General features: G+C 69.3%; 21 protein-coding genes. 8 read left to right on the top strand and 13 right to left on the bottom strand.

Features of this window, described 5'->3' with window-relative positions; genetic code table 11:
- Positions 1 to 148: 148 nt before the first annotated feature.
- The 4 genes from ABZ471_RS34855 to ABZ471_RS34840 all read right to left on the bottom strand — a co-directional run bounded on the left by ABZ471_RS34855 (position 149) and on the right by ABZ471_RS34840 (position 3,668).
- Entirely contained in the window at positions 149 to 535 is a 387-nt protein-coding gene (locus tag ABZ471_RS34855; protein ID WP_359072200.1) for a VOC family protein, read from the bottom strand.
- Between the two features lie 338 nt (positions 536 to 873).
- Positions 874 to 1,149: a hypothetical protein gene (locus ABZ471_RS34850; RefSeq protein WP_359072199.1), complete on the bottom strand. Its 276-nt coding sequence runs from the start codon at positions 1,147 to 1,149 to the stop codon at positions 874 to 876.
- A gap of 17 nt (positions 1,150 to 1,166) precedes the next feature.
- Positions 1,167 to 2,636 (bottom strand): aldehyde dehydrogenase family protein, encoded by a 1,470-nt coding sequence (locus tag ABZ471_RS34845; RefSeq protein ID WP_359072197.1) that lies wholly within the window; start codon positions 2,634 to 2,636, stop codon positions 1,167 to 1,169.
- 291 nt (positions 2,637 to 2,927) lie between these two features.
- Positions 2,928 to 3,668, bottom strand: a complete 741-nt coding sequence (locus tag ABZ471_RS34840; RefSeq protein WP_359072195.1) for an aquaporin — start codon at positions 3,666 to 3,668, stop codon at positions 2,928 to 2,930.
- Between the two features lie 221 nt (positions 3,669 to 3,889).
- Between ABZ471_RS34840 and ABZ471_RS34835 the strand changes: the two genes are divergently transcribed.
- The 3 genes from ABZ471_RS34835 to ABZ471_RS34825 all read left to right on the top strand — a co-directional run bounded on the left by ABZ471_RS34835 (position 3,890) and on the right by ABZ471_RS34825 (position 7,522).
- The gene (locus ABZ471_RS34835) at positions 3,890 to 5,647 is read left to right on the top strand and encodes an IclR family transcriptional regulator C-terminal domain-containing protein (protein WP_359072193.1); all 1,758 of its coding nucleotides are present in this window, start codon (positions 3,890 to 3,892) and stop codon (positions 5,645 to 5,647) included.
- Positions 5,648 to 5,801: 154 nt separating this feature from the next.
- Positions 5,802 to 6,167, top strand: coding sequence for a helix-turn-helix domain-containing protein (locus ABZ471_RS34830; protein WP_359072191.1), 366 nt, complete (start codon positions 5,802 to 5,804; stop codon positions 6,165 to 6,167).
- 119 nt (positions 6,168 to 6,286) lie between these two features.
- Positions 6,287 to 7,522, top strand: coding sequence for an MBL fold metallo-hydrolase (locus ABZ471_RS34825; RefSeq protein WP_359072190.1), 1,236 nt, complete (start codon positions 6,287 to 6,289; stop codon positions 7,520 to 7,522).
- Here the strand turns inward: ABZ471_RS34825 and ABZ471_RS34820 are convergent.
- From ABZ471_RS34820 to ABZ471_RS34800, 5 genes are all read right to left on the bottom strand, one after another.
- Positions 7,417 to 8,214 (bottom strand): type 1 glutamine amidotransferase, encoded by a 798-nt coding sequence (locus ABZ471_RS34820; protein WP_359072188.1) that lies wholly within the window; start codon positions 8,212 to 8,214, stop codon positions 7,417 to 7,419. The two genes, ABZ471_RS34825 and ABZ471_RS34820, sit on opposite strands and share 106 nt — an antisense overlap.
- Before the next feature lie 40 nt (positions 8,215 to 8,254).
- The gene (locus ABZ471_RS34815; RefSeq protein ID WP_359072186.1) at positions 8,255 to 9,619 is read right to left on the bottom strand and encodes an aminotransferase class I/II-fold pyridoxal phosphate-dependent enzyme; all 1,365 of its coding nucleotides are present in this window, start codon (positions 9,617 to 9,619) and stop codon (positions 8,255 to 8,257) included.
- A gap of 94 nt (positions 9,620 to 9,713) precedes the next feature.
- Positions 9,714 to 10,562, bottom strand: a complete 849-nt coding sequence (locus ABZ471_RS34810) for a fumarylacetoacetate hydrolase family protein (RefSeq protein WP_359072184.1) — start codon at positions 10,560 to 10,562, stop codon at positions 9,714 to 9,716.
- Entirely contained in the window at positions 10,555 to 11,514 is a 960-nt protein-coding gene (locus ABZ471_RS34805) for a 3,4-dihydroxyphenylacetate 2,3-dioxygenase (RefSeq protein ID WP_359072182.1), read from the bottom strand. The genes ABZ471_RS34810 and ABZ471_RS34805 overlap by 8 nt, the downstream gene beginning before the upstream one ends.
- Complete coding sequence (locus tag ABZ471_RS34800; protein WP_359072180.1) at positions 11,507 to 12,997, bottom strand: aldehyde dehydrogenase; 1,491 nt, start codon at positions 12,995 to 12,997, stop codon at positions 11,507 to 11,509. Before ABZ471_RS34800 ends, ABZ471_RS34805 begins: the two co-directional genes overlap by 8 nt.
- A gap of 114 nt (positions 12,998 to 13,111) precedes the next feature.
- Here ABZ471_RS34800 and ABZ471_RS34795 point away from each other — a divergent pair, with 114 nt between their 5' ends.
- The 3 genes from ABZ471_RS34795 to ABZ471_RS34785 all read left to right on the top strand — a co-directional run bounded on the left by ABZ471_RS34795 (position 13,112) and on the right by ABZ471_RS34785 (position 17,898).
- Complete coding sequence (locus ABZ471_RS34795; RefSeq protein WP_359072178.1) at positions 13,112 to 14,599, top strand: aldehyde dehydrogenase; 1,488 nt, start codon at positions 13,112 to 13,114, stop codon at positions 14,597 to 14,599.
- Complete coding sequence (locus ABZ471_RS34790) at positions 14,596 to 15,339, top strand: gamma-glutamyl-gamma-aminobutyrate hydrolase family protein (protein ID WP_359072176.1); 744 nt, start codon at positions 14,596 to 14,598, stop codon at positions 15,337 to 15,339. Before ABZ471_RS34795 ends, ABZ471_RS34790 begins: the two co-directional genes overlap by 4 nt.
- A gap of 120 nt (positions 15,340 to 15,459) precedes the next feature.
- Positions 15,460 to 17,898, top strand: a complete 2,439-nt coding sequence (locus ABZ471_RS34785) for a SpoIIE family protein phosphatase (RefSeq protein WP_359072175.1) — start codon at positions 15,460 to 15,462, stop codon at positions 17,896 to 17,898.
- A 124-nt stretch (positions 17,899 to 18,022) separates the two neighbouring features.
- Here the strand turns inward: ABZ471_RS34785 and ABZ471_RS34780 are convergent, their stop codons facing one another.
- From ABZ471_RS34780 to ABZ471_RS34765, 4 genes are all read right to left on the bottom strand, one after another.
- Positions 18,023 to 18,829 (bottom strand): acetoacetate decarboxylase family protein, encoded by an 807-nt coding sequence (locus tag ABZ471_RS34780; RefSeq protein WP_359072173.1) that lies wholly within the window; start codon positions 18,827 to 18,829, stop codon positions 18,023 to 18,025.
- Complete coding sequence (locus ABZ471_RS34775) at positions 18,826 to 19,290, bottom strand: SDR family oxidoreductase (protein WP_359072171.1); 465 nt, start codon at positions 19,288 to 19,290, stop codon at positions 18,826 to 18,828. The genes ABZ471_RS34780 and ABZ471_RS34775 overlap by 4 nt, the downstream gene beginning before the upstream one ends.
- Before the next feature lie 6 nt (positions 19,291 to 19,296).
- The gene (locus ABZ471_RS34770) at positions 19,297 to 20,721 is read right to left on the bottom strand and encodes an APC family permease (RefSeq protein WP_359072170.1); all 1,425 of its coding nucleotides are present in this window, start codon (positions 20,719 to 20,721) and stop codon (positions 19,297 to 19,299) included.
- Positions 20,722 to 21,013: 292 nt separating this feature from the next.
- Complete coding sequence (locus ABZ471_RS34765) at positions 21,014 to 21,586, bottom strand: MarR family transcriptional regulator (protein ID WP_359072168.1); 573 nt, start codon at positions 21,584 to 21,586, stop codon at positions 21,014 to 21,016.
- 282 nt (positions 21,587 to 21,868) lie between these two features.
- Between ABZ471_RS34765 and ABZ471_RS34760 the strand changes: the two genes are divergently transcribed.
- Both ABZ471_RS34760 and ABZ471_RS34755 read left to right on the top strand, forming a co-directional pair.
- Positions 21,869 to 23,224: a glutamine synthetase family protein gene (locus ABZ471_RS34760; protein ID WP_359072165.1), complete on the top strand. Its 1,356-nt coding sequence runs from the start codon at positions 21,869 to 21,871 to the stop codon at positions 23,222 to 23,224.
- A gap of 70 nt (positions 23,225 to 23,294) precedes the next feature.
- The gene (locus ABZ471_RS34755; RefSeq protein ID WP_359072163.1) at positions 23,295 to 23,969 is read left to right on the top strand and encodes an LLM class flavin-dependent oxidoreductase; all 675 of its coding nucleotides are present in this window, start codon (positions 23,295 to 23,297) and stop codon (positions 23,967 to 23,969) included.
- The last annotated feature ends 8 nt before the right edge of the window (positions 23,970 to 23,977 follow it).

Here is a 23,977-nt window from a genome sequence, read left to right as displayed (position 1 = left end):
TTCTGTCAGAAGTCCTTCGTCTTCTGACGATCTGGCAGGCGGAGCATGTGGCCGGGGTGGGTCCCGCCGCAGGCGGTGGGTGGGGCCCGTGAAGTGTCATGGCGAGGACGGCCCGCCGCAGCTTTGCCGGTGTTCTTCGTCATGACGGTCACCGGGTCCGCTTCTGGGTGACGCCGATGACGTAACCGTCGGGGTCGGTGAAGTAGAAGAGCTTGTCGCCGTGGTGCTCCATCACATCCTTCTGGATCATCACCAGCGGCCGGATGCGCTGGACGTAGGAGTCGAAGTCGGCAACGGCCAGGTAGAACATGCCGAACGCTCCGACCGGGGTGTCCTTCAGCACGGGCAGCCAGCCGCGCAGGTGCTCGTCGCGGTAGACCATCAGCGCGAACTCGCCGTCGAAGAGCAGAATGCGCAGGTCGTCGTCCGGGTCGTGACCGGCGGGCAGGGCGGTGAAGCCGAGCTTCTCGTAGAAGCCGACAGTCGCCTGGGTGTCGGACACGCCCAGGCACGGGGCGATGGCAGGGGGCTGCATGGGGATCACTCCTTGAGGGGGAACGCGAGCGAGCAGAAGGGGGCGGAGCTCCTCACGCGCGCAGTCCCTGCTGCGAGAAGTCCTAGCGGAAGCATGACTTCCGTATAGGACAGGACGCGTCCTATACGAAGAGACCCGCAGGTTCTTTCACACGGGTGACGGGGCGCATCCGTCGGCGGGCACAGGAGCCGGTCCTGGTCCCCATATTGGTGCAGTCGGGGTGCGCGGTCTTGCTGCCGCAGTGGTCACACCGGGCCTCGATCTTCGACATCCAAGGCATGACCAGGGCTTTTCACCAGAAGCATCCTGACGCGGCCGTGGCAAGTACCCCAATGCCTTCAAACCCAGGACCATCGCCCGCCCGTGGATTCGGGCGCCTCCCAAAGCCGTGAAGTCGCGTCCCGGCCGGAGGGCCATCGGCGATTGGAGTAGTCGGCGACGCCGATGCCCTGCTCAGTGGACCATGACCACATCACCGGAACGGTGGTGTCGCTCGCGGTGAGGGGCACGATGGTCGTGAGCCTGCGGTGTGCGGCCTTCACGGTGGCTCGGGCTTCGGCGGCGTTCGCCAGTTGCCCGGCCTGGGCCGGCACACCCAGCGCGGCCGGGCTCAAGTGCCAGGCTCCTTGACTCAGATCGGGTAGTGGGCGTGGCCGACGGCCTGCGCGGTGACCCAGCGGGTGTCGGTGAATGCTTCAGCGCCTGCCTGCCCACCGAAGCGGCCATAGCCGGAGCTCTTCACTCCGCCGAACGGCGCCTGCGGTTCGTCCGCGATGGACTGATCGTTGACGTGGACGATGCCGGTACGGAGGCGGCTCGCGACCTCCAGACCTGTCGCCAGATTCTCGGTGATGACGCCGGCGGTCAGCCCGTACGGAGTGTCGTTGGCCAGGGCCACGGCCTCGTCGATGCTGTCGACCACGTGGACCACGGTCGCCGGGCCGAAGATCTCGTCGTAGTAGACCTTCATCTCCTGGGTGACATGGGTCAGGACGACGGGACGGATCAGGGTGCCCGGCTCCTCGATCTCGCCGGTGCCCGCGGCCAGTTCGGCGCCCTGGGCAACCGCGTCCGCGATCAGAGCAGCGATCCGGCGAGCGGCGGCCGCGCTCACCACCGGGCCGACCGCCGTGCCCGGGTCGTTCGGATCGCCGCACGGCAGCGCCTGGACGCGGTCGGCGAACTTCGCCGTGAACGCGTCAGCGACCGCGCGATGGACGATGACCCGGTCCACGCACATGCAGATCTGCCCCGCGTTCATGAAGGAGGCGAAGACCGCGGCGTCCACCGCGTAGTCGACATCCGCGTCCTCCAGCACCAACAGGGCGTTCTTGCCACCGAGTTCGAGCACGGCGGGCTTGAGGTGCTGAGCGGCCTGGACGCCGATGGTGCGGCCGACCTCCGTGGAGCCGGTGAAGTTGACCATCCGCACCCGGGGGTCGGCGATCAGCGCGGAGACCACCTCGGCGGCGTCGACGCGGTCGTTGGTGACGACGTTGAGCACGCCTGCGGGCAGGCCGGCCTCGTGCAGGACATCCGAGATCAGCAGACCGCAGGCGATGGGTGCGTCTTCGCTGGGCTTCATCACGACGGTGTTGCCCATCGCGATCGGCATCGCGACCGCGCGGACGCCGAGGATGACCGGCGCGTTCCAGGGGGAGATCGCGGCGATCACTCCCTTGGGCACCCGCACCTGAGCGGAGTGAACGCCGTCGGCATTGGTCGCGAGGGTTTGGCCGGTCGGCCGGGTGACCTCCGCCGCCGCCTCCAGCAGGATGTCGGCGGCCAGGCGGGCGTTGAAGCCGGCCCAGGGCGCGACGCCGCCGACCTCCTCGGCCATCAACCGCACGACCTCTTCGGCGCGCTCGCCCATCAGCTGCGCGGCGCGGAGGAATATCCGGCGGCGCTCCGCCGGCCTGGTCGCGGCCCACGTCTCGAACGCGGCGTCGGCGGCGTCCACGGCACGGCGTACGTCGTCCGGTGTGCCGGCGGCGACCTCGGCGCAGACGGCACCGCTCCAGGGGCTGATGTCGGACGCGGTGCGGCCGGAGGAGGAGGCGACCTCCTGGCCGTTGATGATCAGTCCTCGTGTGACGGACATGGGGGTACTCCTGAAGTACGGAAGGAGAGAAAGGGGTAGGGGCGGCAGATCTCATGAGAGGCCTGCTCGGGCGGCGAGCTCGGCGCACCGGCCACCCGGCCTCGGGCGATGCCCCGAAGCGACTGCCCGGGGCCGGCCGGTCCTGGCAAGGCGATCAGCGGACGGCCTGCCTGCCCTTCGGCTCGTCGCCCCCGGGGAAACGATTCGAGGGCGTGCCGTCCCGATTGACGTACGGCTCGCCGGCAGCAGGCACGTGGTGTTCCGCTGCCCCGAAGCACGGATCGGTACGGCTCACGCCTCGGCCGGCGACGCCTCGGGGGCTCTGCGAGTGCTCAGCGCCCGGTGGGCGAGGCCAACCAGTGCCGGCCCGACCAGAGGCGCGATCATGTAGTTCCAGAAGTGCTCGTAATGGCCGGAGATCAGAGCAGGGCCGAAGGAACGCGCGGGGTTGATGCTCGCGCCGGTCACAGTGCCCAGGGTGGCGATGACCACGCCCACACCGAGTCCGATGACCGCCGGGATCATTCCTCGCAGCGCGGGTTTCGTCATGACCAGGGTGACCGCCACGAACACCGCGGTGAGTGCGCCGCCCTCGATGAGGAACAGCTCGACCGCGCCGGTCCCGGCCGCGGGGCGCACGGCGGCGTAGCCGACCTGGCGCACGGGCTCGCCCCAGATGACCCCGGCCAGCGCGGTTCCGGCCACAGACCCGGCGAGCTGTGCGGCGATGTAGGGGAGGACCGCACGGCGGGGGAAGAGGCCGCAAGCCCACAGAAAGACGGTGACGCCAGGGTGGAGGTGACCTCCGGACGCGCGGCCGGGAGGCGAGTACATCAGCGCCGCGATCAGTGCCGCGACCGCGATTCCCGCGACGGCGAACAGGGTGTGCGGGTCGGTGATCGCCAGCGGGGAGCCGGGGAAGGCAAGCCAGCGGACCAGGCTGACCACGGCGAAGAGAAGCACCGTGGTGAGGGCGAACTCGTAAACGGTGTGCCGCACGAGGTCCGCGCGGCTCTGGGCGGAAGTGCTCATGAGAGTCCTCGGGGAGGGGCGGGGAGGGAGGGGGGCCAGGTGCGCGCATCCCGCAGCGCACTCGATTTCTGATTTTTCGCTGAGTGAACTATCATTCATTCAGCGAGTGAGCCGAGTCTGTGGGACCGTGTGACGGCTGTCAATGGCCGGTAGCGTTCTCCTGACGACGGATACGAGCACGGCCTGAGTGCCGGACAGTGGGAAGCACGGGAGGAGATGCCATGGCGCCGGAGGCGGCATCCAACGCCGCATCGGTGACATCCCAGGCGGCGTCGACGGAGCCGACGGACCGAGCACCGGCGGACACCACAGCAGAGAGCGACGAGGCGAGGGCCCCTGGACTGGAGGCCGTCGGCCCGCTGGAGCGTGGCCTGGCGATGCTCCGGATCATGGCCGCGGCTTCGGAGCCGATGCGTCCGGGCGACTTGGCCCGCGCCACGGGTCTGGCCCGTTCGGCCGTCGACAGGGTCGCCGCCACGCTGGTCCACCTCGGCCATCTGCGCGCCGAGGGACGTGAGTTGGTGCTCGCCCCGCGCCTGATGGAACTCGGCAATGCCTACCTCGACGCGAGCGGCTTCTCCTGTGCGCTGCGGCCAAGCCTGGAGCGGCTGACCCGGACCCTGGACGAGTCGGTCTCGGCGATCGTCCTCGACGGATGCGACGCGCGCATCGTCGGTAAGGCCGTCCCGCCCGGACGAATGATCCCCCTGGGCTTCCGCGTCGGCGACCTGCTGCCCGCCGAGCGCTGCGCAGCCGGCGCCGTACTCGCCACCGCCTGGAACCCGGACACGTACGCGGCCTGGCGAGCCCGGCACGCCGCTGACCCCTTCGACGCCGGATTCCCGGCCGTTCCCAGGCGCCGCATCGCCCCCCGCCCTGAGCAGACGGAGGCCGATTTCACCGCCTGGACCGCGGAGACGGCCGCGAACGGCTGGGCGCTGGACGACCAGCTGGTTGCCCCTGGCCTGGTCGCACTGTCGGTCCCGGTGCGCGCACCCGACGGCCGGCCCGTGTGCGCGATCAGCGTGCTCGCACACGCCAGCCGTCACAGTGCCGAGCAGCTGCGCGAGCACGCCCTGACCGCGATGGCCGAAGCCGCCCAGGACATCGCCGACGCGTTGTACGACACCTCTCTCACCCCGTCCGCGGCACCGCCGCCCGCCGCCCCCGCCTACACCGACGCCAAGCCCGAACTGGGGCCCTCCTTCCTGCAGGGTCTGGCCAGGGGCCTGGCCGTACTGACCGCACTCGGCCGGCAGCCCGGCGGACTCACCCTCTCCGAGGCCGCAGAGGCCGCCGGACTCTCGTACCCCAGCACCCGACGCAATCTGCTGACGCTGCGCCAGCTCTCCTACGTGGAACAGCACGGGCGCCGTTTCCTTCCCGCCCCGCGCGTCCTGGAGCTGGGATACGCGCGGCTGTCCACCCTCACCCTCGCCGACATCACCCAGCCGCATCTCGCTGATCTGGTCGGACAGGTGCGGGAGTCCGCCTCGCTCGCCGTCCTCGACGGTGGCGAGGTCCGTTACGTCGCCCGAGTGGCCACCGAGCAGATCACCAGCGCCCGCATCACGCCTGGTACCCGGCTGCCCGCCTACGCCACGTCCATGGGCCGGGTCCTGCTCGCGGACTTGCCCGATACGGAGCGGCAGGAGCGGATCCGGACCATGCACCCGCAGGCCCTGACCCCCTACACGCTCACGTCGCACGCCGCGCTCGCCTCCGCCCTCGATCGGGCCGCCCGTGATGGATTCGCCCTGGTGGAGCAGGAGCTGGAGGCTGGGCTGCGTTCACTGGCCGTACCGGTCAGAGACCGGAGCGGGCGCGCCGTGGCAGCCCTGAACATCGCACTGCACGCCGGGCCGGAGCCGCCCGAGCACAGCCGGGACTCCATGCTGCCCGCCCTCCGTGCGTGCGCCGCCCGCGTCGAGGCCGACCTCGCGGTCGCGTTCCCTCATGCTCCCGTGGCCATGCACTGATGCTCCGGCACCAAAGGCGAGCAGGAGCACGCCCCTTGCAGTGCCGAGGCAGCGGGCGCTCCGGTTGCGGAACGTCTCGATCTCAGCCCGACGGCCTGGCGTCCCGCCGACGGACCGCCCGCAGTGCCCCCGACCGATGAACGACACTGGCTGAATGCATCTGAGCAAGACGAACCCGTACTCGGCCGCATGCCCCGGCCGGCCGCTGATCGATCTGATCGGGGCCAAGTGGACGATCCTTGTCGTCGGTTGCCTGACCCGGGGTGCGCAGAGGTTCAGCGAATTGGCCGCCGAACTCGAAGGAGTCACGCCGAAGGCGCTCACACAGACGCTGCGGCAGCTCGAACGCAACGGCCTGGTCCTGCGCACAGTGCACCCCGTGATTCCGCCACGCGTCGAGTACGAGCTGACCCCTCTTGGACACACCCTCCGGGAGCCCGTCGAAGCGCTGCTCGGCTGGACCGACGCCAACATCGAGGTGTGTTCCGCGGCACAACGCGCCTATGACTCCGACGCCTGAGCTGCACGCTTCACTCGGATATAGCCACTATCGAAAAAGTGCAATCTTCAAGTACTTGTCGCGCATCCCTAGCGTGACCGAGGTACCGACAACGGCACCCGGCATCCAGGGAGTACGTCATGTGCGAAGCAGAGCAGCACGACCATCAGTCGCCGTCCCGCCGCGGCATCCTGCGCTGGGGCGCGGCCGCCGCGCCCGCAGCCGCAGGCCTCTCGGCCCTGGCCTGGCCGACACAGGCCACCGCCACAACGCCTGCCGCGGCGGGCAGCGGTGCGTACTACGAGGCCGCGCGCGGAGACACCCTGCGCGGCATCGCCACCCGCTTCCTCGGCTCCGAACAGCGCTGGACGGAGCTCTACCGTGTGAACCGGCAGGTCCTGGACAAGAGCGGTGAGCCACGCCCCGGCCAGCGCCTGGAGCTCCCCGAATCCCCGGACGGCGCCGCGACCCGGACCTTCGCACCGCTTCCCACCACCGCCAAGCCCCTGCCCGTCCCCCCTGAGGGCTACCGGCTCGACCGCATCGGCGACACGTTCTACGCCGTGACCGCCGGCGGTACACAGGCGGCCTTCCTCGTCACCAGCGCCGGCGTCGTCGTCATCGACGCCCCGCCCTCGCTCGCGGAAGCGCTTCCGGCCGCGATCCGCCGCGTCACCAGCCGCAAGGTCACCCACCTCGTCTACAGCCACGACCATGCCGACCACACGGCGAACGCGTCGGCGTTCGGGGATGTGGTCCGCATCGCGCACACCGCGACCGCGGAACGGATCAAGGCCAACCAGGACCCGGGCCGGCCGATGCCCACCGTGACCTTCAACGACCGCTACCGCCTCGACCTCGGCGACCAGCGGCTGTTGCTCAGCTACCCGGGCGCCAATCACGAGGCCGGCAACATCCTCATCCATGCCCCGCGCCAGCGCGCGGCCATGATGGTGGACCTCGTGATGCCCGGCTGGGCCCCCTTCCGCGCCTGGGGCACCGCCGACAGCGTCCCCGGTGTACTGCGGGCCCATGACGAGCTCGCGCGTATGGACCTGGACACGTACATCGGCGGCCACGTCCACCGGATCGGCACCAAGGAGGACATCAAGGTCTCCCGCGAGTTCGTGCGAGACCTGTGGAACGCCACCGGTAAGGCCATCGCCGCCACCGACATGGCCCCCTACTTCGGCAAGGTCGAACCGGGCAACAACTGGGCCGGCTTCGACCTCTACCTGCAGGCTGTCGCCGACAAGGTGGAGCCGGTCATCTACCGCAAGTGGCTGGGCCGCCTCGGCGCGGTCGACGTCTTCACCCGCGAGAACGCCCTCACCGTGGCGCTCTCCCAGATCGTCGACGCCCCGCGCGACTTCTGACTCCTGTACGGGTAGCAGCAGGACCCGCCCTCCTCGCCACCACCGGGGGTGTCGTTGCCCCTCCAGGACAGTCGTGGGCGGGTGACGTCCGTGCTTCCTCGCCATTGAAGAGCACCACCACGGGCAAGTGCCTGGACCTGAGCACGTTCACCAAGAGCACGGACGCGCGGCGGCGTGACCACAAGGACGCCGCTTCGCAGCGGCAGCATCCGCTCACAGATGTTCCCAGGCGTTCGTGCACGGCCGCAGCATGGGTGTCCCGTTCCGCCGCCATGGGTGAGCCATGCCGCCAGCGTCTCCGGGGTGAGCTCGGGGTGGTGGATGCTGTTCCAGCCGAGCTCGAAGCGCGGTGATCGTTCGACTCGGCCGCCGAGTGCCGTCGACAGCGCCTGGCCGCCGAAGCAGATGCCCAGTACCGGGATCCCCCGGGCGTGCGCCGATTCCAGCAGTGTCAGTTCGGGCGCGATCCATGGTCCGATCAGGTCTGTGTGATCCACCGACCAGGGCGCCCCCAGGGCGACGACCAGGTCGAACTCCTCCGCCTCAGGGAAGGTGCATCCGATGCCAGGATCGGTGAAGCGCTCTTCCGGGACGACGAGGAACTCGTCGAGCACGTGACCTCGTTGGGCGAGCCTCTCCCCCACATGGCCCGGCGTGGACAGGTGGTCGTGCTTGATGATCAGCGCCCGCACAGGCGGCCTCCTTTGCGTCGTTTGTCGGCTCTGCCGGTGATCAGGACCGTGCGAGTTCTTCCAGCCGGGCGTGCAAGTGGTCCACGTAGCCTTCGGACTCGGGCTTCATCAGTACGCTGCGGAGGATCCGCGCTCCGTCCGCGTCTGCGGTGACCTTCGGGTGACGGGCTGTCAAGGCGTCCGCTGAGACGCGGAGTGTGCTGAGGAACACCGGGTCCTCGGTGTCGTTCATGCCCGTGTGCAGGATCCTGGCGCTGGCTTCGTCGATCCGGGTCAGAGCCTTCGGATCCGTCACGGGGAAGTAGCTGACGATGTCGAGCTCCGGGGTCTGGTAGAGCTCCAGGTGCTCCGATTCCTCGATGAGTCCCGACCAGCGCAATGCCGCCCGGCGGCCGGCAGCCAGCACCTCACCGAGTCCGTCGCGGGTCGGCGGCAGGATCTGGAGGGTGAGCCAGAGCGCGGCGGCTGCCGCGCCGGCTCGCGAGCACTCGAGGCTGATCTCGCCGAGGTGCAGCTCTTCGGAGGTGAAGTAGGTGTAGGGCGAGTCGTGAAGGTAGAAGCGGCCCACCTCCGGGTCCCGGAACAGGACCGCCCCGCAACCGTAGGGTTGGAGGCCGTGCTTGTGCGGGTCGACCACGATCGAGTCGCATTGTGCGATGGCCCGCCAAGGAGCCTCGGGCAGTCCCTCGGGACCTTCCGCGCCGGCCAGCAGGGTGAAGAACCCTCCGTAGGCGGCGTCCACGTGGATGCGCACGCCATAGCGCTCGCGCAGGGCGAGGGCCTCGTGGACCGGCTCGACCGCCCCGAGGCCGGTGGTGCCCGCGGTGAGCACGACGGTGCCGACGTTCCCCGCGCGCAGGAGATCCTCCAGAGCGTCGAGGTCCATCCGGCCGTGGTCGTCGACCGCCACCGGATGGCCTTCCATCCCCAGGACCCCACACATCCGGCCGTGCGTGTAGTGCGCCTCGGCGCTGTAGGCGACGCCGCGCCCGGGATGGGTCTCGCGGGCCACGAACAGGGCTTCCAGATTGGCGATCGTCCCGCTGGTGGTGAGGTGGCCGAGAGGGGAGTCGTAGCCGAACATGCCTGCCAGTTGCTGCACCACCTCGCGTTCCATCCGGGCCGTGGCCGGGCCGCCGTCCAGGGCGTGGTTGTTGGGGTTGATGAGTGCCGTGGTGAGGTATCCGACGATCGCGGCCGGGTGCGGCGGCTTGAGCATCTGGCCGGCGTAGCGCGGGTGGAAGAAGGGATAGTTGTCCTTCAGTCGCCCGGTGAATTCCCGGAACACGGTGGCGAACCGGGCGCCGTCGACCTCCAGCGACGGGTGCGTTCGGTAGGGGCCGAAGCCGGCGGTCCAGTCCTCGTTCGAGGCCACAGCCTCGTTGAGCCAGAATCCAAGGTCCACGGGGGTTCACTCCTGACTGTTCGGCGACGGGCGGCATGTGCGGTTGCGGAACCGGGGCGGCCTGTCGGGCAGGTCGGCCCCGGAGTGCGGAGAGTCAGGTCCTCCGGGGCGCCCGGACGCCGCGGAACTCCCAGTCGCCGCCCAGAGCGGTGGACAGGACCTCTTCGGAGGCGGTGGGCTGGGCGCCGCAGTCGTCGCGTACGGGCACCGGTCCGGTGACGATGTGATTGGTGAGGCGTCCCAGCCCCTCGACCTCCACTTCGACGACGTCGCCGGGCTGCACCGGCCGGGAGTTGGCGGGCGTACCGGACAGCAGGACGTCACCGGGGTACAGGGTGATCGTGCGGGCGATGTCGGCGACGAGGTAGTGCATGTCCCACTCCATCTCGTCCGTGGAGCCGTCCTGGACCACCTCGCCGTTGACGTACGTGCGCAGTCGCTTGCCCCGGAAGTCCCAGTCGGTGACGAGCCCGGGGCCGAGTGGGCAGAGCGTGTCCGAACCCTTGACGCGGAGCATGGATCCGGCGTCGGTGTCCCGGAAGTCGTGCAGGCCGTAGTCGTTGGCGATGGTGTATCCGGCGATGTGGTCCCCCGCTTCGGCTGGAGAGACGTTGCGGCAGGTGCGGCCGATGACGATGGCCACTTCGCCCTCGTAGTTGAGGTACTTGCAGCCGTCCGGCCGGACGATCGCGCCGCCGTGTGCGTTGAGGGCGGAGGTCGGCTTGTGGAAGTAGGTGGGCGCGGGTGGCAGTGAGGTGGCGAACTCCTCGACCCTGCTGCGGTGGTTGAGGTGGACGGCGACGACCTTGGAAGGGACGACCGGCGGAAGGTGGTGTGCCTCGGCGATCTTCACGCGGCGTCCGTCGGCGGCGACCAGTTCGTCGCCTTCACGGATGACCTCGAAGACCGCGCCGTCAAGGAGTATGCGGCGGTACTCAGGCATGGAGGGGTACCTCCTCGTCGTGGTGGGGGTCGACGTGGTGATGGATGTCGTGGCGCAGGGCGCCGGCTGAGCGCGGGGCGGTCCAGCCGGCGTCAGGCCGGGCGAACCACAGGTGGACCTGTCCGGTACCGACCGAGTTCTCGTACTTGCTGAACAGGCGGCCCGGAGCTGTCAGGCGCTCCTCACCCAGGGCGCCGGCCATCATCAGGTAGTGGCCGAAGCGGGCCTCGGGCTTGTACTTCAGGAAGTCCGGCATGGTCTTCAGCACCCGGTCGTGGCGGCCCTGTCGGAACCACTCGATGCGTGCGAGGTCGGCGTCACGGGCCTCGGGGGTGAAGACGTGCTCGGGGTCGCTGGCCTCGTGGTCGCGGATCTCGCGCAGCGGCCAGAAGGTGTGCGACAGCGCACCGGAGGCGATGAGCAGCACCTTGCGGTCGGTGGCGGCGATGGCATCGCCGAGCGCGCGCCCCAGCCGCAGGTGGTCCTCGGTGTCTCCGGTCTGGCACACGCCGACGGAGACCCAGCGTTTGCCCTCGGCACCCAGGTATTTCCAGAGGTTGACGGTGGCGTAGTAGATGGGGAGGTACTGGTCGTCGATCGGGGTGATCCAGGTGCCGTGTTTGTCGGCGTGGGCGGCGATCGCGTGGGCGAGTTCCGGGTCGCCGGGGAAGTCGTAGGGGATGCGGCACATCCCACGCGGCAGTTCCTCCGAGGTGAACAGCCCCGCGCGGCGGTCGTGCGCCGTGACGACGAACTCGACGGTGGTGGCCCAGTGGGAGTCGAGCAGGACCACGGTGTCGTAGTCGGCCGTTTCGAAGACCTCGCGGCGCAGTTGCTCCAAGCCGCCGACGAGGGTGGTGTCCTGGCCGTGGTTGAGCTCCCTGCGAGTGGCCTCGGGAAGCATGATGGTGGGGACGTGTGCGAGCAGCCCGGCGCCGACGATCTCACCCATGGGTGTGCCATCCCTTCGGCGCGGTCACGGTGTTCTTGACGTCGCAGTAGAAGTCGAAGCTCCAGGTGCCGCCCTCGCGTCCGATACCGGACTGGCGGGAGCCGCCGAAGGGGGCCTGGAGGTCACGGACGAAGAAGCAGTTGACCCAGACTGTTCCTGCGACGAGTTGTCCGCTGACGCGCGTGGCACGCTCGGGGTCGCCGGTGGCGAGAGTGGCGGCGAGGCCGAAGCGGGTGCTGTTGGCCAGCTCGACGGCCTCGTCCTCGGTGGTGAAGGTCTGGAGGGTGAGGACGGGTCCGAAGACCTCCTCGGTGACGATCTCGGCGTCGGGGGCGACATCGGTCAGGAGGGTGGGCTGGTAGTAGAGGCCTCCCAGTTCGTGATGGGGGGCGCCGCCGAGCAGGACCGTCGCTCCGTCGTCGATCGCGTTCAGGACGAAGCCGTTGATGCGCTCGACATGGTCGCGGTGGATGTTCGGGCCGATGTCCGTGGCTTCGTCGCGCGGGTCGCCCTGCTTGAGCTTGCGGGCCCGCGTGAGGAAGCGGGCGGTGAACTCCTCGGCGGTGCTCTCCTCGACGAGCAGCCTGGTGCCCGCGAGGCAGACCTGGCCGGCGTTGTCGTACTGCTCGATCGCGAGGTCCACCGCGAGGTCCAGGTCGGCGTCGGCAAAGACCAGCAGCGGTGACTTGCCGCCGAGCTCCAGGCTGGTGGGGACAAGATTGGCTGCGGCTGCGGCGGCTATGTGGCGGGCCGTCGGTACCGAGCCGGTGAAGCTGATCCGGGCCACTCCCGGGTCGGAGACAAGAGCGGCGCCGGCCTCTTCCCCGTAACCCTGGACGACGTTGAGCACTCCGGCGGGCAGCCCTGCCTCGGCCGCGATGTCGGCGAGCAGCGACGCGGTGAGGGGCGACCATTCGGCGGGTTTGAGGACGATGGTGTTCCCGGCCGCCAGCGCCGGTGCGATCTTCCACGTGGCAATCATCAGCGGCGCGTTCCACGGCGTGATGAGAGCGCAGACACCGGCCGGGTCCCAGGAGACGTGGTTGGCGTGACCCCGTGTCTCGAAGTCCTCGTGGTCCAGGGTGAGAAGCCAGTCGGCGAAGAAGCGGAAGTTGTGCGCCACCCGGGGCATCACGCCGCGCCGGTGGGACCGCAGGAGCGCCCCGTTGTCGGCGGTCTCGACGACGGCCAGCTCCTCGATGCGCTTGTCGACGCCGTCGGCGATCGCGTGCAGGATGCGAGCTCGCTCGTCGCGTGAGGTCGCGGCCCACGCCGGGAATGCCGAGCGCGCCGCCGCCACAGCATGGGCTGCCTCGGCAGCGCCGCCGCGGGCGATCTCGGCGAGTGCGCTGCCGTCGATCGGTGAGGTGGTGGTGAAGGTGTCGGCGGACGCCACCCGCTCGCCGCCGATCCAGTGGCGGGTATCGACGGCGACGCCGGCGACTCTCGCCTCCGTCGCGCCTGTGTCACGCCGTGGGGACATGTCGAAGCCTCCGGTTTCATTTGGCCCCAAACAAGCTAACGGCGCCCGAAGGGGCTGGTCAATACCTTCTCGGCATGTATCGTTTGAACCCAAACGTCATCACTGGAGGGCTCCATGCCACCTGCCACCCATGAAGAATGGCTGACCCTGGCGGCACGTCTCACGCCGCCCGTTCACCATCTGATCGACGGAACCGACACCCCAGGAGCAGCCGGGAGCTTTCCGGTGGTCTCGCCCCGTGACGGACACGTCCTGGCCGAGGTCGCCGACGCGAGCGCTGCCGACGTGGACCGCGCCGTCGCCTGCGCACGTCGCGCCTTCGATCACGGGCCCTGGCCTCGCCTGTCGCCGACGGAGCGGGGTCGCATACTGCAGCGCTTCGCCGACCTGGTCGAGGAACACCGCGCCGAACTGGCCCTGCTGGTAAGTCTGGAGATGGGCAAGCCCGTCACCGAGGCTTACGGCGTCGAGCTGCGAGCCGTGATCAACACCTTGCGTTACTACGGGGAACTCGCCGACAAGCTGTCCGACGAAGCCCCTCAGACGCACAGCGACGCGTTGGCCCTGGTCACCCGGGAGCCGATCGGCGTGGTGGCCGCGATCGTGCCGTGGAACTTCCCCCTCACCCTCGGCACCTGGAAGATCGCTCCCGCGCTCGCGGCGGGCTGCACCGTGGTCCTCAAGCCCTCCGAGCAGACGCCGCTCTCCGCACTGCGGCTCGGGCGTCTGGCCCTCGAGGCCGGTGTCCCCGCCGGTGTACTCAACGTGGTCACGGGCCAGGGCCGGGCCGTCGGACAGGCCCTCGGCCTGCATGCCGACGTGGACGTGCTCGCCTTCACCGGCTCCACCGCCGTCGGCCGCCACTATCTGCGCTACGCCGCCGACTCCAACCTCAAGCGGGTCTGGCTGGAGCTCGGTGGCAAGTCCCCCGACATCGTCTTCCCCGACGCACCCGACCTGGACGAGACCGCAGCCACCGCCGCTTGGGGCATCTTCTTCAACGCCGGCGAGATGTGCACCGCCCCCTCCCGCCTGCTCGTCCACTCCTCCGTCGCCGAGCAGGTCATCGACGTGATCGTCGAACGTGCCGGCACGCTGCTGGTGGGCGACCCTCTCGACCCGGACACCGAGATGGGACCGATCGCCACCGCCCGTCAGCGCGACACCGTTCTCGCCCACATCGACAGCGCGCAGCAGGACGGCGCCCGTCTGCGGACCGGCGGATCGCCGCTGCCCCACCCAGGGGGCATGCACCTGAAGCCCACGGTCTTCGACCAGGTCACCCCGGACATGAGGATCGCCCGCGAGGAGGTCTTCGGTCCCGTCCTGGCCGTTTTGACCTTCGACACCACGGAACAAGCCGTTGCACTCGCCAACGACAGCGACTACGGGCTGGCAGCCGGGGTGTGGACCAGCGACCTGAGCACCGCCCACCGGGTCTCGCGGCAGCTGAAAGCCGGCACTGTGTGGGTCAACTGTTATGAGGAGGGCGGCCTCAACGTCCCCTTCGGCGGCTACAAGCAGTCCGGCAACGGCCGTGACAAGTCCGCCCATGCCCTGGAGAAGTTCACCGAGCTCAAGACCACCTGGATCCGGCTGTGACGCGGCGCCCGCTGATCGCCGTACCGGCCCGTTTCTCCGCCTCCGCAGCAGCGCTGCGCTACGCCGCCGAAGTCAATGCCCGCGCCTTGGCCGAGGCCGTCTACCGCGCGGGCGGCGAACCGTTCACGATGCATCCGCACGCGCCCGGAGGCCATGCCGACCCCGCCGAGGTCGCCCGACGTCTGGAGCGCTGCGACGGGCTCGTGCTGCCCGGGGGCGGCGATCTCGCCCCGCGCCGCTACGGGGCCACCGAGGCCCACACGTCCGTCTACGACGTGGACGACGAGCAGGACGCCTTCGACCTCGCCCTCGCCCGTCACACCCTGGACACCGCATTGCCGGTGCTCGCCATCTGCCGCGGGCTGCAGGTGGTCAACACCGCCCTCGGTGGCACGCTCCGCCAGACCATGGGCGGCCCCGACGCGGATCACCGCCCGCGTATGCACCCGATCGCGATCGAAGCCGGCTCGCTGCTGGCGGGAGTCCTCGGGGCGGAGAAGGCCCGGATCTCCTGCTATCACCACCAGTGCCTGGACCGCGTCGGCGCCGGACTGAGCGTCGTTGCAACCGCCGACGACGGCACCGTCGAGGCCGTGGAGCGGCCGAGTGGAGCAGGATGGTTCCTCGGCGTCCAGTGGCACCCCGAGGACACCGCGTCGCACGACCCCGCCCAACAGGAACTCTTCGCCGCCCTGATCGCGGCAGCTTGCCGACCGGCAGGGCAATTCACCCGACGATAGAATTGCAGTCCAATTGATGGTTCGACCAGCGATACAGGGCTGCTTCCCTCAATGCGGCCGCGGAACCCACCGGGGCACGGCACATCCGAGTGCCGCGAGTCGCGGAGTGGGGGGTGACACATGCGCGACACCCCGTTCCATGACGCCCTCGACAATCTCCCCGAAGCGGAGGTCGAGGCATACGCCACCGTCGACGCGAACGGCGCGGTGACGAGCTGGAGCCCCGGCGCCCAGCAGCTGCTCGGCTACACGGCGGACGAGATACGCGGGCAGCACGGAACCGACCTGCTGTACGCCCGGAGCGACGCCGCCCGGCTCGCCCAGCGCTGCCAGGCCGGGGAGACAGCCGCCCTCGGCCGGGTATCCCTGAGGCATCGGGACGGCAGCCGGGTCGAGGCCGCACTGCGGGCTCAGCCCCTGGTGCCCACCACCGGTGAACCGCAATGGCTCATCCTGGCGCAGAGCGCGGACGCCGTACGGCGGCAGAATCTGGGCCGCGCGCTGTTGCGGGGCCTGTTCACCGAATCACCTTTCCACATCGACGTATTCGATGCCCAGCTGCGCTTCGTCGCGCAGAACGCGCGGCGCTTGAAGGGATTCAGGGACCAGGACATCATCGGGCGCACCATGCGGGAGGTGGCACCCCCCGGGGTGTTGGACATGGCGGCTTTCGAGGCCCGGCAACGACAGGTCCTGGCCACCGGGGAGGCACTCGTCGCCACAGAGGTGGGCGCCCGCGATTCCGAGGTCCCGCATCGGGACCAGGCGTTTTCGGAAACGATCGTGCCGCTGCGCAGCAGCTTCGGTGAGGTCATCGGACTGGCGCACGCCGTGTTCGAGGTGACCGACAGAGTAAGGGCCCGGGAGCGGTTGGCTCTGATCAACGACGCGAGCGCGAAGATCGGAAGCACTCTCGACGTCCTGCGCACCGCGCAGGAGCTGACCGATGTCGCCGTCCCGCCCTTCGCCGACCACGCCTACGTCAACCTGCTCGACCCTGTCTTCGGCGGCGAGGAACCGGTCGTCGGCCCCATCACCGAGTCAGTGCCGCTGCGCCGGGCGGCGACTTCCTCCGTCCCCGGAGGCCCGGTGGAAGGGGTGGTCGCCACGGGAGACGTCGACTCCTTCACCTCGGGGTCGGGCTCCCTGTTCGCCACGGCACTGACCACTGGCGAGCCCCTGCTTCTGACGCCGGAGCAAGTGATCGCCGAGCTCGCCCCGGTCGATCCCCGACGCGCCGCCGTGATCCGTGAATACGGGGCCCACGCGTTGCTCATGGTGCCGATGTTCGCGCGCGGCGCCCCGCTGGGTGCGGTGGTCTTCCTCCGGTTCAAGCGTGCAGATCCGTTCGAGGCGGACGACGTGCTGCTGGCCCGGGAGTTCGTGGCGCGTGCAGCGGTGTGCATCGACAACGCGAGGCGCTACACCCGGGAGCGGACAACAGCATTGGCACTCCAACGCAGCCTGCTGCCGCAGCAGTTGCCCGTGCTCGGTGCGGTAGAGGCGGCGTCGCGCTATGTGCCGGCGGATGGTCGTGCGGTGCTCGGGGGAGCGTGGTTCGATGTGATTCCGCTGTCGGGCGCGCGGGTGGCGTTGGTGGTGGGTGATGTTCCCGGGCACGGCCTGCAGGTGGCGGTGACCATGGGGAGGATGCGCACTGCGGTGCGGACGCTCGCGGATCTCGATCTGTCACCCGAGGAACTGCTCACCCACCTGGACGACCAGGTCAACCGGTTCCAGGACGAACGCGGGGAGGGACTCGCCGGCGGAGCGGCCGGCACATCGTGTGTGTACGCCGTCTTCGATCCCCTCTCACGACGGTGCGCCATGGCCCGGGCCGGGCGCCCGCCGACCGCCCGTCTCTCGGCGGACGGAAGGGTGGAGTTCTTCGATCTGCCCGGCGGTCCACCCCTCGGCCGTGGCGGAGCTCCCTTCGAAAGTGGGGAGGTGACGCTGAACGACGGGGATCTGCTGGTCCTCTCCTCGCATCGTGCAGCGGACGACGCGGGTGGCGCGGCGGATCTCCAGTGGCTGCACGAGGCGCTGTCCGAGCCCCGACTCGCCGCGTCTCCCCGGCTCGACGGCGTGTGCGACGCGGTGATCCGCCGACTGCCACCGACCCGCCCGCAGGACGACGTAGCACTGCTCGTTGCCCGCACACGTGGGCTGCCTCCGGACCGCCACATCACCTGGCAGCTGGCCACCGAGCCCGAGGTCGTGGGCGAGGCACGTGCGCTCGCAACCCGGAAGCTGGCCGAATGGGACCTGGCGGAGCTGGAGTTCACCACCGAGCTGATGGTCAGCGAACTGGTCACCAACGCCATCCGTTACGGCAGCCCGCCGATCCAGCTGCGCCTGATCCGAGACCGGAGCCTGATCTGCGAGGTGTCCGACGCCAGTAGTACCTCCCCGCACATCCGGCGCGCACTGGAGACCGACGAGGGAGGGCGAGGTCTCTACATGGTCGCGCAGCTCGCCCAGTTGTGGGGAACCCGCTACCACCCCCGTGGCAAGACCATCTGGGCCGAGCAGAGCCTTCCGACGGCAGTGACGCCATGACGGCCCGGCTCGCGGGCGCACCCGGTGCGGCCGGCCGCGTGGGTGATCTTCTCGGCACGCCACGCATCCGCGGTCCTGCGCACCATCCGCGCAGGACCGCCATCACGCTTGCCCTGCCAGGCAGCTACTCGGCGCCGGAAGTCCCCGCCTCCAGCAGTGTCCCGCCGTCCCAGCAGACGCCCACCTGCCGGTAGTAGGCGCCGATCGGCTCCCGCACCTCCAGCCGGGCCAGTTCCTCCGTCGGCGCGTCGAAGAGCCGCAGTTCGGCGTCGGCCGCCCAGGGCTGTCCGCCCTCGAAGGACGCCGCGCCGGTCTCGATGAGTTCGTCCAGCGCCAAGCCCTTTCCCTTCTCGATCGAGGGCAGCCAGCGATGGTGGGCCATCGGGTGACCGTTGACAAAGCCGTTGCGCTCTGTCGGTTCACGCAGTGTCACCACGGTCTCGGCCAGGCGCCGGTCCGCCGCCGCCAGCGTCGCCCCGAACGCCGCACCCCGCTCGATCCGCGGCGCAGGGCCGTACGGGTGCGGACGTGTCATGTGGATCGAGCCGAGCTTCTTGGGATACCCCTGGTGGAAGCCGCGCGCGATGGCGAAGTCCTTGTCCACCCAGATGTACACGCACCGGGAGTACGTCGTCCCACGGTACTTGCAGCGCACCACCGCGAAGCACTCCTTGTACTGCGAGCGCACCGGATCCAGGAGTTCTTCCCCTGAACCGCTGCACGACTGCCAGTCGGCCCAGATCAGAGCGACGGCTCCCGGGTCCTCGTCAGCGAGCTCCAGCGGCTGGGGAAGCAGCTCGGCGACCCGTGCGGGATCGGTGCGGTACTCGATGGTGATCAGGTCGCCGGAGTAGTACCAGGGCGGCGGCGGAACGAGCGAGGAACGGCCGGTGGCTGTCTTGGGAGGGAAGAATCCGCGGACGCCGGTCATGTGAGACTCCTTGTCTCCGAAAGAAACGAGCAATTCATTTGAGCCCATACGATAGAGGTGTGATGAGACGTCACACCTGGGCAGGCGGGAAACGTGGAGCGCGCCGGGCCCCCGAAGTCGAGCACCTCGGTGGTGCCGTTGATGCCGGCCGAAACGGGGGATGCGAGGAAGAGGATCGAGCGGGCAATGTCTTCCGGGCGGTGGACCCGATACGGCTGATCGTCGAAGCCCTCCTCGACCAGCCCCAGATCGGCGCGCGACATCGAGGTGTCCACCACACTCGGGCAGACACAGTTCACCCGGATCCGGTCCTGGTCGAGGTCGACCGCGAGCGCCTTGGCCAGCATGACCACACCGCCCTTGGACGCGCAGTAGGCCTCCCATTGCCGGGCGCCGCGACGAAGCCGGAGCCGGAGGCGACCATGACGATCGCCCCTCCGCCGTTGCGGCGCATGACGCATGAAGGGTCATCGTCGGTCCTGCCTGCGGCCGACGACCACCGCGATCACCACGGCCACTACGAACCATCCGAGCGCGAAGTACGTCGCGTACACCGTGGGTGCGGGCACCTTGTACACCGAGCCGAACAGTGCCCCGGCGGTGAGCAGAACACCCACCACGGAACACGCCCACACCACCGGACCCGAGGCCTGGCGGCGCAGACCGCGCGGCGCACCGATGGCCATCATCAGGTAGATGGCGGCAAGGCAGAACACCCCGAAGGTCGAGAACCAGGAGTACACGGCCAGGTACGAGGGAGCGCCTGGAAGCGCCAGCAGCTTCGGGAAGAGACCGGACATCGCGATGACCGCGAGGTATACGGCGCCGACGAGCACCGTGCCGCCGCTGGGGGTCCCTCGCCCCGAGCTGAGGGAGGCGAGCGGCCCGGGCAGCCAGCCGTCACGGGCCATGGTCAGCACACCACGGGTCGCGGAGACCGAGACTCCGATGTAGACGGCGGCCATGTCGAGGAAGATCACCAGTTCGACCAGGCGTCCCCATGTGGTGGATCCGTAGCCGCCGGGCCCGCCTCCGGCGAGTGTGTTCAAGGGGGCCCCTGCCGCCTTGGTCATGGCGTCCAGGTCGAAGTGGAAGCCGGCGACCTGGGCGTAGGTGCCGAGCAGGAAGAAGACCGCCGCGGCGAGGACGGAGAACATCACGGCCCTGGGGATGTGGCGGTGCGGGTCCTTGGCCTCCTCGGCCAGGTTGGCCGCCGCCTCGAACCCGGTGAAGAGCAGCACTCCGTAGAGCACGGCGAACAGGATCCCTGCCCAACCGTCATGGGAGGTGCTGGGGTTGAAGGCCTTGATGCTGTTTCCGTCACCCACTTTGAAGATCAGGTAGACGAAGAAGGCGACCAGCACTCCGACCGAGACGAGGGCGAGCACGAGTTGGCTGCGAACCGAGAACTCCACACCTGCATACACCGCTGCGATCAGGCCCGCCAGGAGCAGTAGTTGCCAGCCCCACACAGGAAGCGGCTCGATGCCGAACTCGGCCTGCAGGGTGTCATGGACGTAGCCGCCGATGAGGGGACCTAGGGCGGCACCCAGGAGGAGCACTCCGCCGTAGTACATCAGGCCTGCGGCGGCACCTGCACGTCTGCCGAGGCCGAGGGTCACGTAGTTGTAGAGCGACCCCGCCGCCTTCACCCGGCGCGCGTAGGCGGAGACGATCCAGCCGAGCGCGAGCATGCCGACGGTGGCCAGCAGTACTGCCAGCGGGGCGGCGGCACCTGCCCCCCGCCCTGCGGCATTCACGCCGATGAGGAGCGGCAGCAGAATCGACACGGAGAAGACGGGCCCCATGAAGCCGACCGACTGTGCCACGACGTCGATGAGTGACAAGCCGTCGCGTCTGCGCCCTGCGGGGGATCCGGGTGGCTGGGTCATTGTGTGCTCCGTCCGGGGAGACAGGCCGTCGAGGCGGAACCGGCGTGAGGGAGCCGAGAACAGTGCGCCGGCATCGGATGCGGCTGCGCACCCGAGCGGCGGGGAGGGGTGAGGGTTGCACTGTCGGACCTCGGCCGAAGGCCCTAGTGGGGGCGATGAACGATCCGCCTCCACTATTCGTTTGGGCCCGTACGATACCCAGAGGGTTCCACTCCCACAAGAGACCTGGGAAGGCAATCGCGCCCCGGCCGCAGATCGCGACCGGGGCGCCACTTTCGAAGGAGCCACAGGACTACGAGCGTGGCCGCCGACCCGAGCGGCGCGGGGCAGGCTCGGCACCGCCCAGCAGCTCGCGGCGCCGCTCCTCCCCGCGCTCCTCGAGCTGTGCGACGACGGCACGCAGCCCGTCCGCGAGCTGCAGGCACTCGTCCGCCGTGAGCCGTGAGACCACGAAGGCTTCCTCTGCATTGAAGGCAGGGAAGAGATCCTCCATCAACTTCTCTCCCCCAGGACTCAGCGCGAGGAGGACGCGTCGGCCATCCTCGGGGTGGGTCGAGCGGGTCACCAGCCCCCGGGACTCCAGGGTGCGCGCGATCCCGGTCAGCGTCCCCTTGGAGATCCCCGCTTCCTCCGCCACGGACCAGGTCTCCGACTCGCCCCAGATCCAGAGCACCCAGAGCACGACGAACCCCGTCCAGGTCAGCTCGGAAGGGCGCAGAACAGAGTTCTCCAGGTGCGACCGGACGGCCGCGGCAGCTCGATGAATGTTCGCAACAGCCGCCATCTGCTCGCGCTGCAACCGGAAGCCGCTGAGCTTCGCCTGAACTGCACGCTCGGTCTCGACGATGGATCGATGGCCGGCCACGGACTTCCCCTTACTTTCCGGCGACACGCACGCCACATGGACGTTCGTTTGCTGCCAAATGTAACTGTCGGGCCTTGATTCCGGGACACACCCAAGGGTGGACGAGGGCGAGATCCGCGAGAAGTTGCGACCCGCCCCTTGCGGCGAGACCACACGCCTCATATCGTTTGGCACCAAATGAAAACTTCCGCCCTCAGGCCTTGATCACAAGAGCACAATGGTGGTCTAGGCGGAAATTTCTCCTTATATCAGGACTTTCTCCGCGCCCCCGAGGAGCGAACCGTGAGCGCCGAAACACCCCCGCAGATCCGCCAGAGAATCGATGCGCTCGCCGCCCAGGGGATCGACGTCGTACGCGTCACGTATCCCGACCTGATCGGCTCCGACCGCGGCAGGGACGTCCTGCTGCACCATCTGCCCCACGCGATCGGCCATGGGATCGCCTTCTGCCGGACCATCTACCACACCGCCGCCCTCGGCGATCACTCCGACATCCCCGGCGGCCTCGACGCCGGCATGCCCGACATCGCCGTGCGTCCCGACCTGGACACCCTCGTCCCCCTTCCGTGGGAACCCGGCGTCGCCTGGTGCATCGGTGACACACGGGATCCGGAATCCGGCCGACCCGCACCCGAATCACCCCGGGATCTGCTGCGCCAGGTCACCGGCCGGCTGCGGGAGAGCGGGCTGACAGCCGTGGTGGGCCCCGAGCTGGAGTACGTCCTGCTGGACCCCGATCCGGCCTCGCCCACCGGCTGGCGCCGCTATGCCGACGCACCGGGCAACGTCTACACCGTAGGGCGTAAGGGCGACCCCGACGGACACCTCCTGCGCACCTTGCGCCATCTGCACGACCTCGGGATCGGCGCCACCAGCGGCAACCGGGAGTTCGACGGCGGCCAGTTCGAGATCAACCTCGACCACTCCGAGGCCCTTGACGCCGCCGACCGCGCCTTCCGCTTCAAGGCCGCGGTCAAGGAACTCGCCCGGGTCGAAGGCCGGTTGGCCACCTTCATGGCCAAGCCGCTGAACGACGGCGGCGGCTCCGGATTCCACCTGCACCTGTCCGTCGTCGACAGCGAGCAGCGCAACGTCTTCGACGACCCGAGCGAGCCCCACGGGCTCTCCGCCGCCGCGCGCCACGCGACAGCCGGACTCCTCGCCCACGCTCCCGCGCTCGCCGCCCTGTTCAACCCCACCATCAACTCCTACAAGCGCTTCGGCCCCGACACCACCGCCCCCTGGCTCATCGACTGGGGCCTGGACAACCGAGGCGCCATGGTGCGCATCCCGCCGGAGCGCGGCAGCGCCTCGCGCCTGGAGATCCGCCTCGGCGACGCCACCGCGAACCCCTACCTCGCCATCGCCGGACTGGTCGCCGCCGTCCATCTGGGCATCAGTGACGCGGCCGAGCCTCCGGCCCCGATGAGCGGATACGGATACGACGCGACCAGCGCCCCCAAGTTGCCGACCCACCTCGGCGAGGCGCTCGACGCACTGGAAGCCGACCACCAGCTCACCGAAGTGCTCGGCAAACCCTTCGTCGAAGCCTTCCTCACCTTCAAGCGCGACGAGCTGACCCGGTTCCGGAGTTACGTCACCGACTGGGAGTTCCGCGAGTACGCCCACCTGCTCTGACACGCGGCCCCCGCCACGTGCACCCCCGCTCGGCCTGCCTGGAGCACCGGTGGCCTCCCCCATTCCTCGCATGCAACTCGTCCTCAGCGAGAACTGGACCCTCACCTCCGGACGCGACCTGCCGACTCTGGTCCGCTGGGCCCGAGAGGCCGAGGACGCCGGGTTCGACTCCGTCATGATCAGCGAGCACATCGTCCTCGACCCCGACGCCGGCGCGAAGGGCCTGATGCCCAACCCCCGTGAGTACGCTCTCCCCGGCAATCAGGCCCCCTTCACCCCTTGGCCCAACTCCCTGCTGCTGCTCGCCTCCATCGCATCGGTGACCACACGGCTGCGTCTGGCTGCCGCGGCAACACTCGCCCCACTGCGCCACCCGCTGCTACTGGCACGGAAGTTGGGCACCCTGGACCTGCTCTCCGAAGGACGCCTGATCGTGCTGCCGACAGTGAGCTGGAGCCGGGACGAGTACGCCGCACTGGGCGTGCCCTTCGACAAGCGCGGGCAACTCCTCGACGAGCACCTCGAGATCTGGGAACTCCTCTGGCGCGAAATCCCCCGCGACGTACGAGGGGAAGCACTACCGCTTCCAGAACGTCTACTTCGAACCCGAGGCCCACCTCCGAACGGCCCCCGGATCTGGTTCGGCGGCAGCAGGATGCACGACGCCCTCACCCGCCGGCTCGTGCGTCACGGTCACGGCTTCAATCCGCTCGGCCGTCCCACATCCGAGGACATGGACAGCTGAGAGCCGCC

It is taken from the genome of Streptomyces sp. NPDC005728, from assembly GCF_040630895.1.
Classification (GTDB): Bacteria; Actinomycetota; Actinomycetes; order Streptomycetales; family Streptomycetaceae; genus Streptomyces.
Note: the sequence above shows the minus strand (reverse complement) of the source record. Positions and strands in the feature narration are given on the sequence as shown.

Coding starts and splice junctions, on each gene's coding strand:
- ABZ471_RS34855 (WP_359072200.1), bottom strand. CDS start 535: ATGCAGCCCCCTGCCATCGCCCCGTGCCTGGGCGTGTCCGACACCCAG.
- ABZ471_RS34845 (WP_359072197.1), bottom strand. CDS start 2,636: ATGTCCGTCACACGAGGACTGATCATCAACGGCCAGGAGGTCGCCTCC.
- ABZ471_RS34840 (WP_359072195.1), bottom strand. CDS start 3,668: ATGAGCACTTCCGCCCAGAGCCGCGCGGACCTCGTGCGGCACACCGTT.
- ABZ471_RS34835 (WP_359072193.1), top strand. CDS start 3,890: ATGGCGCCGGAGGCGGCATCCAACGCCGCATCGGTGACATCCCAGGCG.
- ABZ471_RS34830 (WP_359072191.1), top strand. CDS start 5,802: ATGCATCTGAGCAAGACGAACCCGTACTCGGCCGCATGCCCCGGCCGG.
- ABZ471_RS34825 (WP_359072190.1), top strand. CDS start 6,287: ATGTGCGAAGCAGAGCAGCACGACCATCAGTCGCCGTCCCGCCGCGGC.
- ABZ471_RS34810 (WP_359072184.1), bottom strand. CDS start 10,562: ATGCCTGAGTACCGCCGCATACTCCTTGACGGCGCGGTCTTCGAGGTC.
- ABZ471_RS34805 (WP_359072182.1), bottom strand. CDS start 11,514: ATGGGTGAGATCGTCGGCGCCGGGCTGCTCGCACACGTCCCCACCATC.
- ABZ471_RS34800 (WP_359072180.1), bottom strand. CDS start 12,997: ATGTCCCCACGGCGTGACACAGGCGCGACGGAGGCGAGAGTCGCCGGC.
- ABZ471_RS34795 (WP_359072178.1), top strand. CDS start 13,112: ATGCCACCTGCCACCCATGAAGAATGGCTGACCCTGGCGGCACGTCTC.
- ABZ471_RS34785 (WP_359072175.1), top strand. CDS start 15,460: ATGCGCGACACCCCGTTCCATGACGCCCTCGACAATCTCCCCGAAGCG.
- ABZ471_RS34780 (WP_359072173.1), bottom strand. CDS start 18,829: ATGACCGGCGTCCGCGGATTCTTCCCTCCCAAGACAGCCACCGGCCGT.
- ABZ471_RS34775 (WP_359072171.1), bottom strand. CDS start 19,290: ATGCGTCATGCGCCGCAACGGCGGAGGGGCGATCGTCATGGTCGCCTC.
- ABZ471_RS34770 (WP_359072170.1), bottom strand. CDS start 20,721: ATGACCCAGCCACCCGGATCCCCCGCAGGGCGCAGACGCGACGGCTTG.
- ABZ471_RS34755 (WP_359072163.1), top strand. CDS start 23,295: ATGCAACTCGTCCTCAGCGAGAACTGGACCCTCACCTCCGGACGCGAC.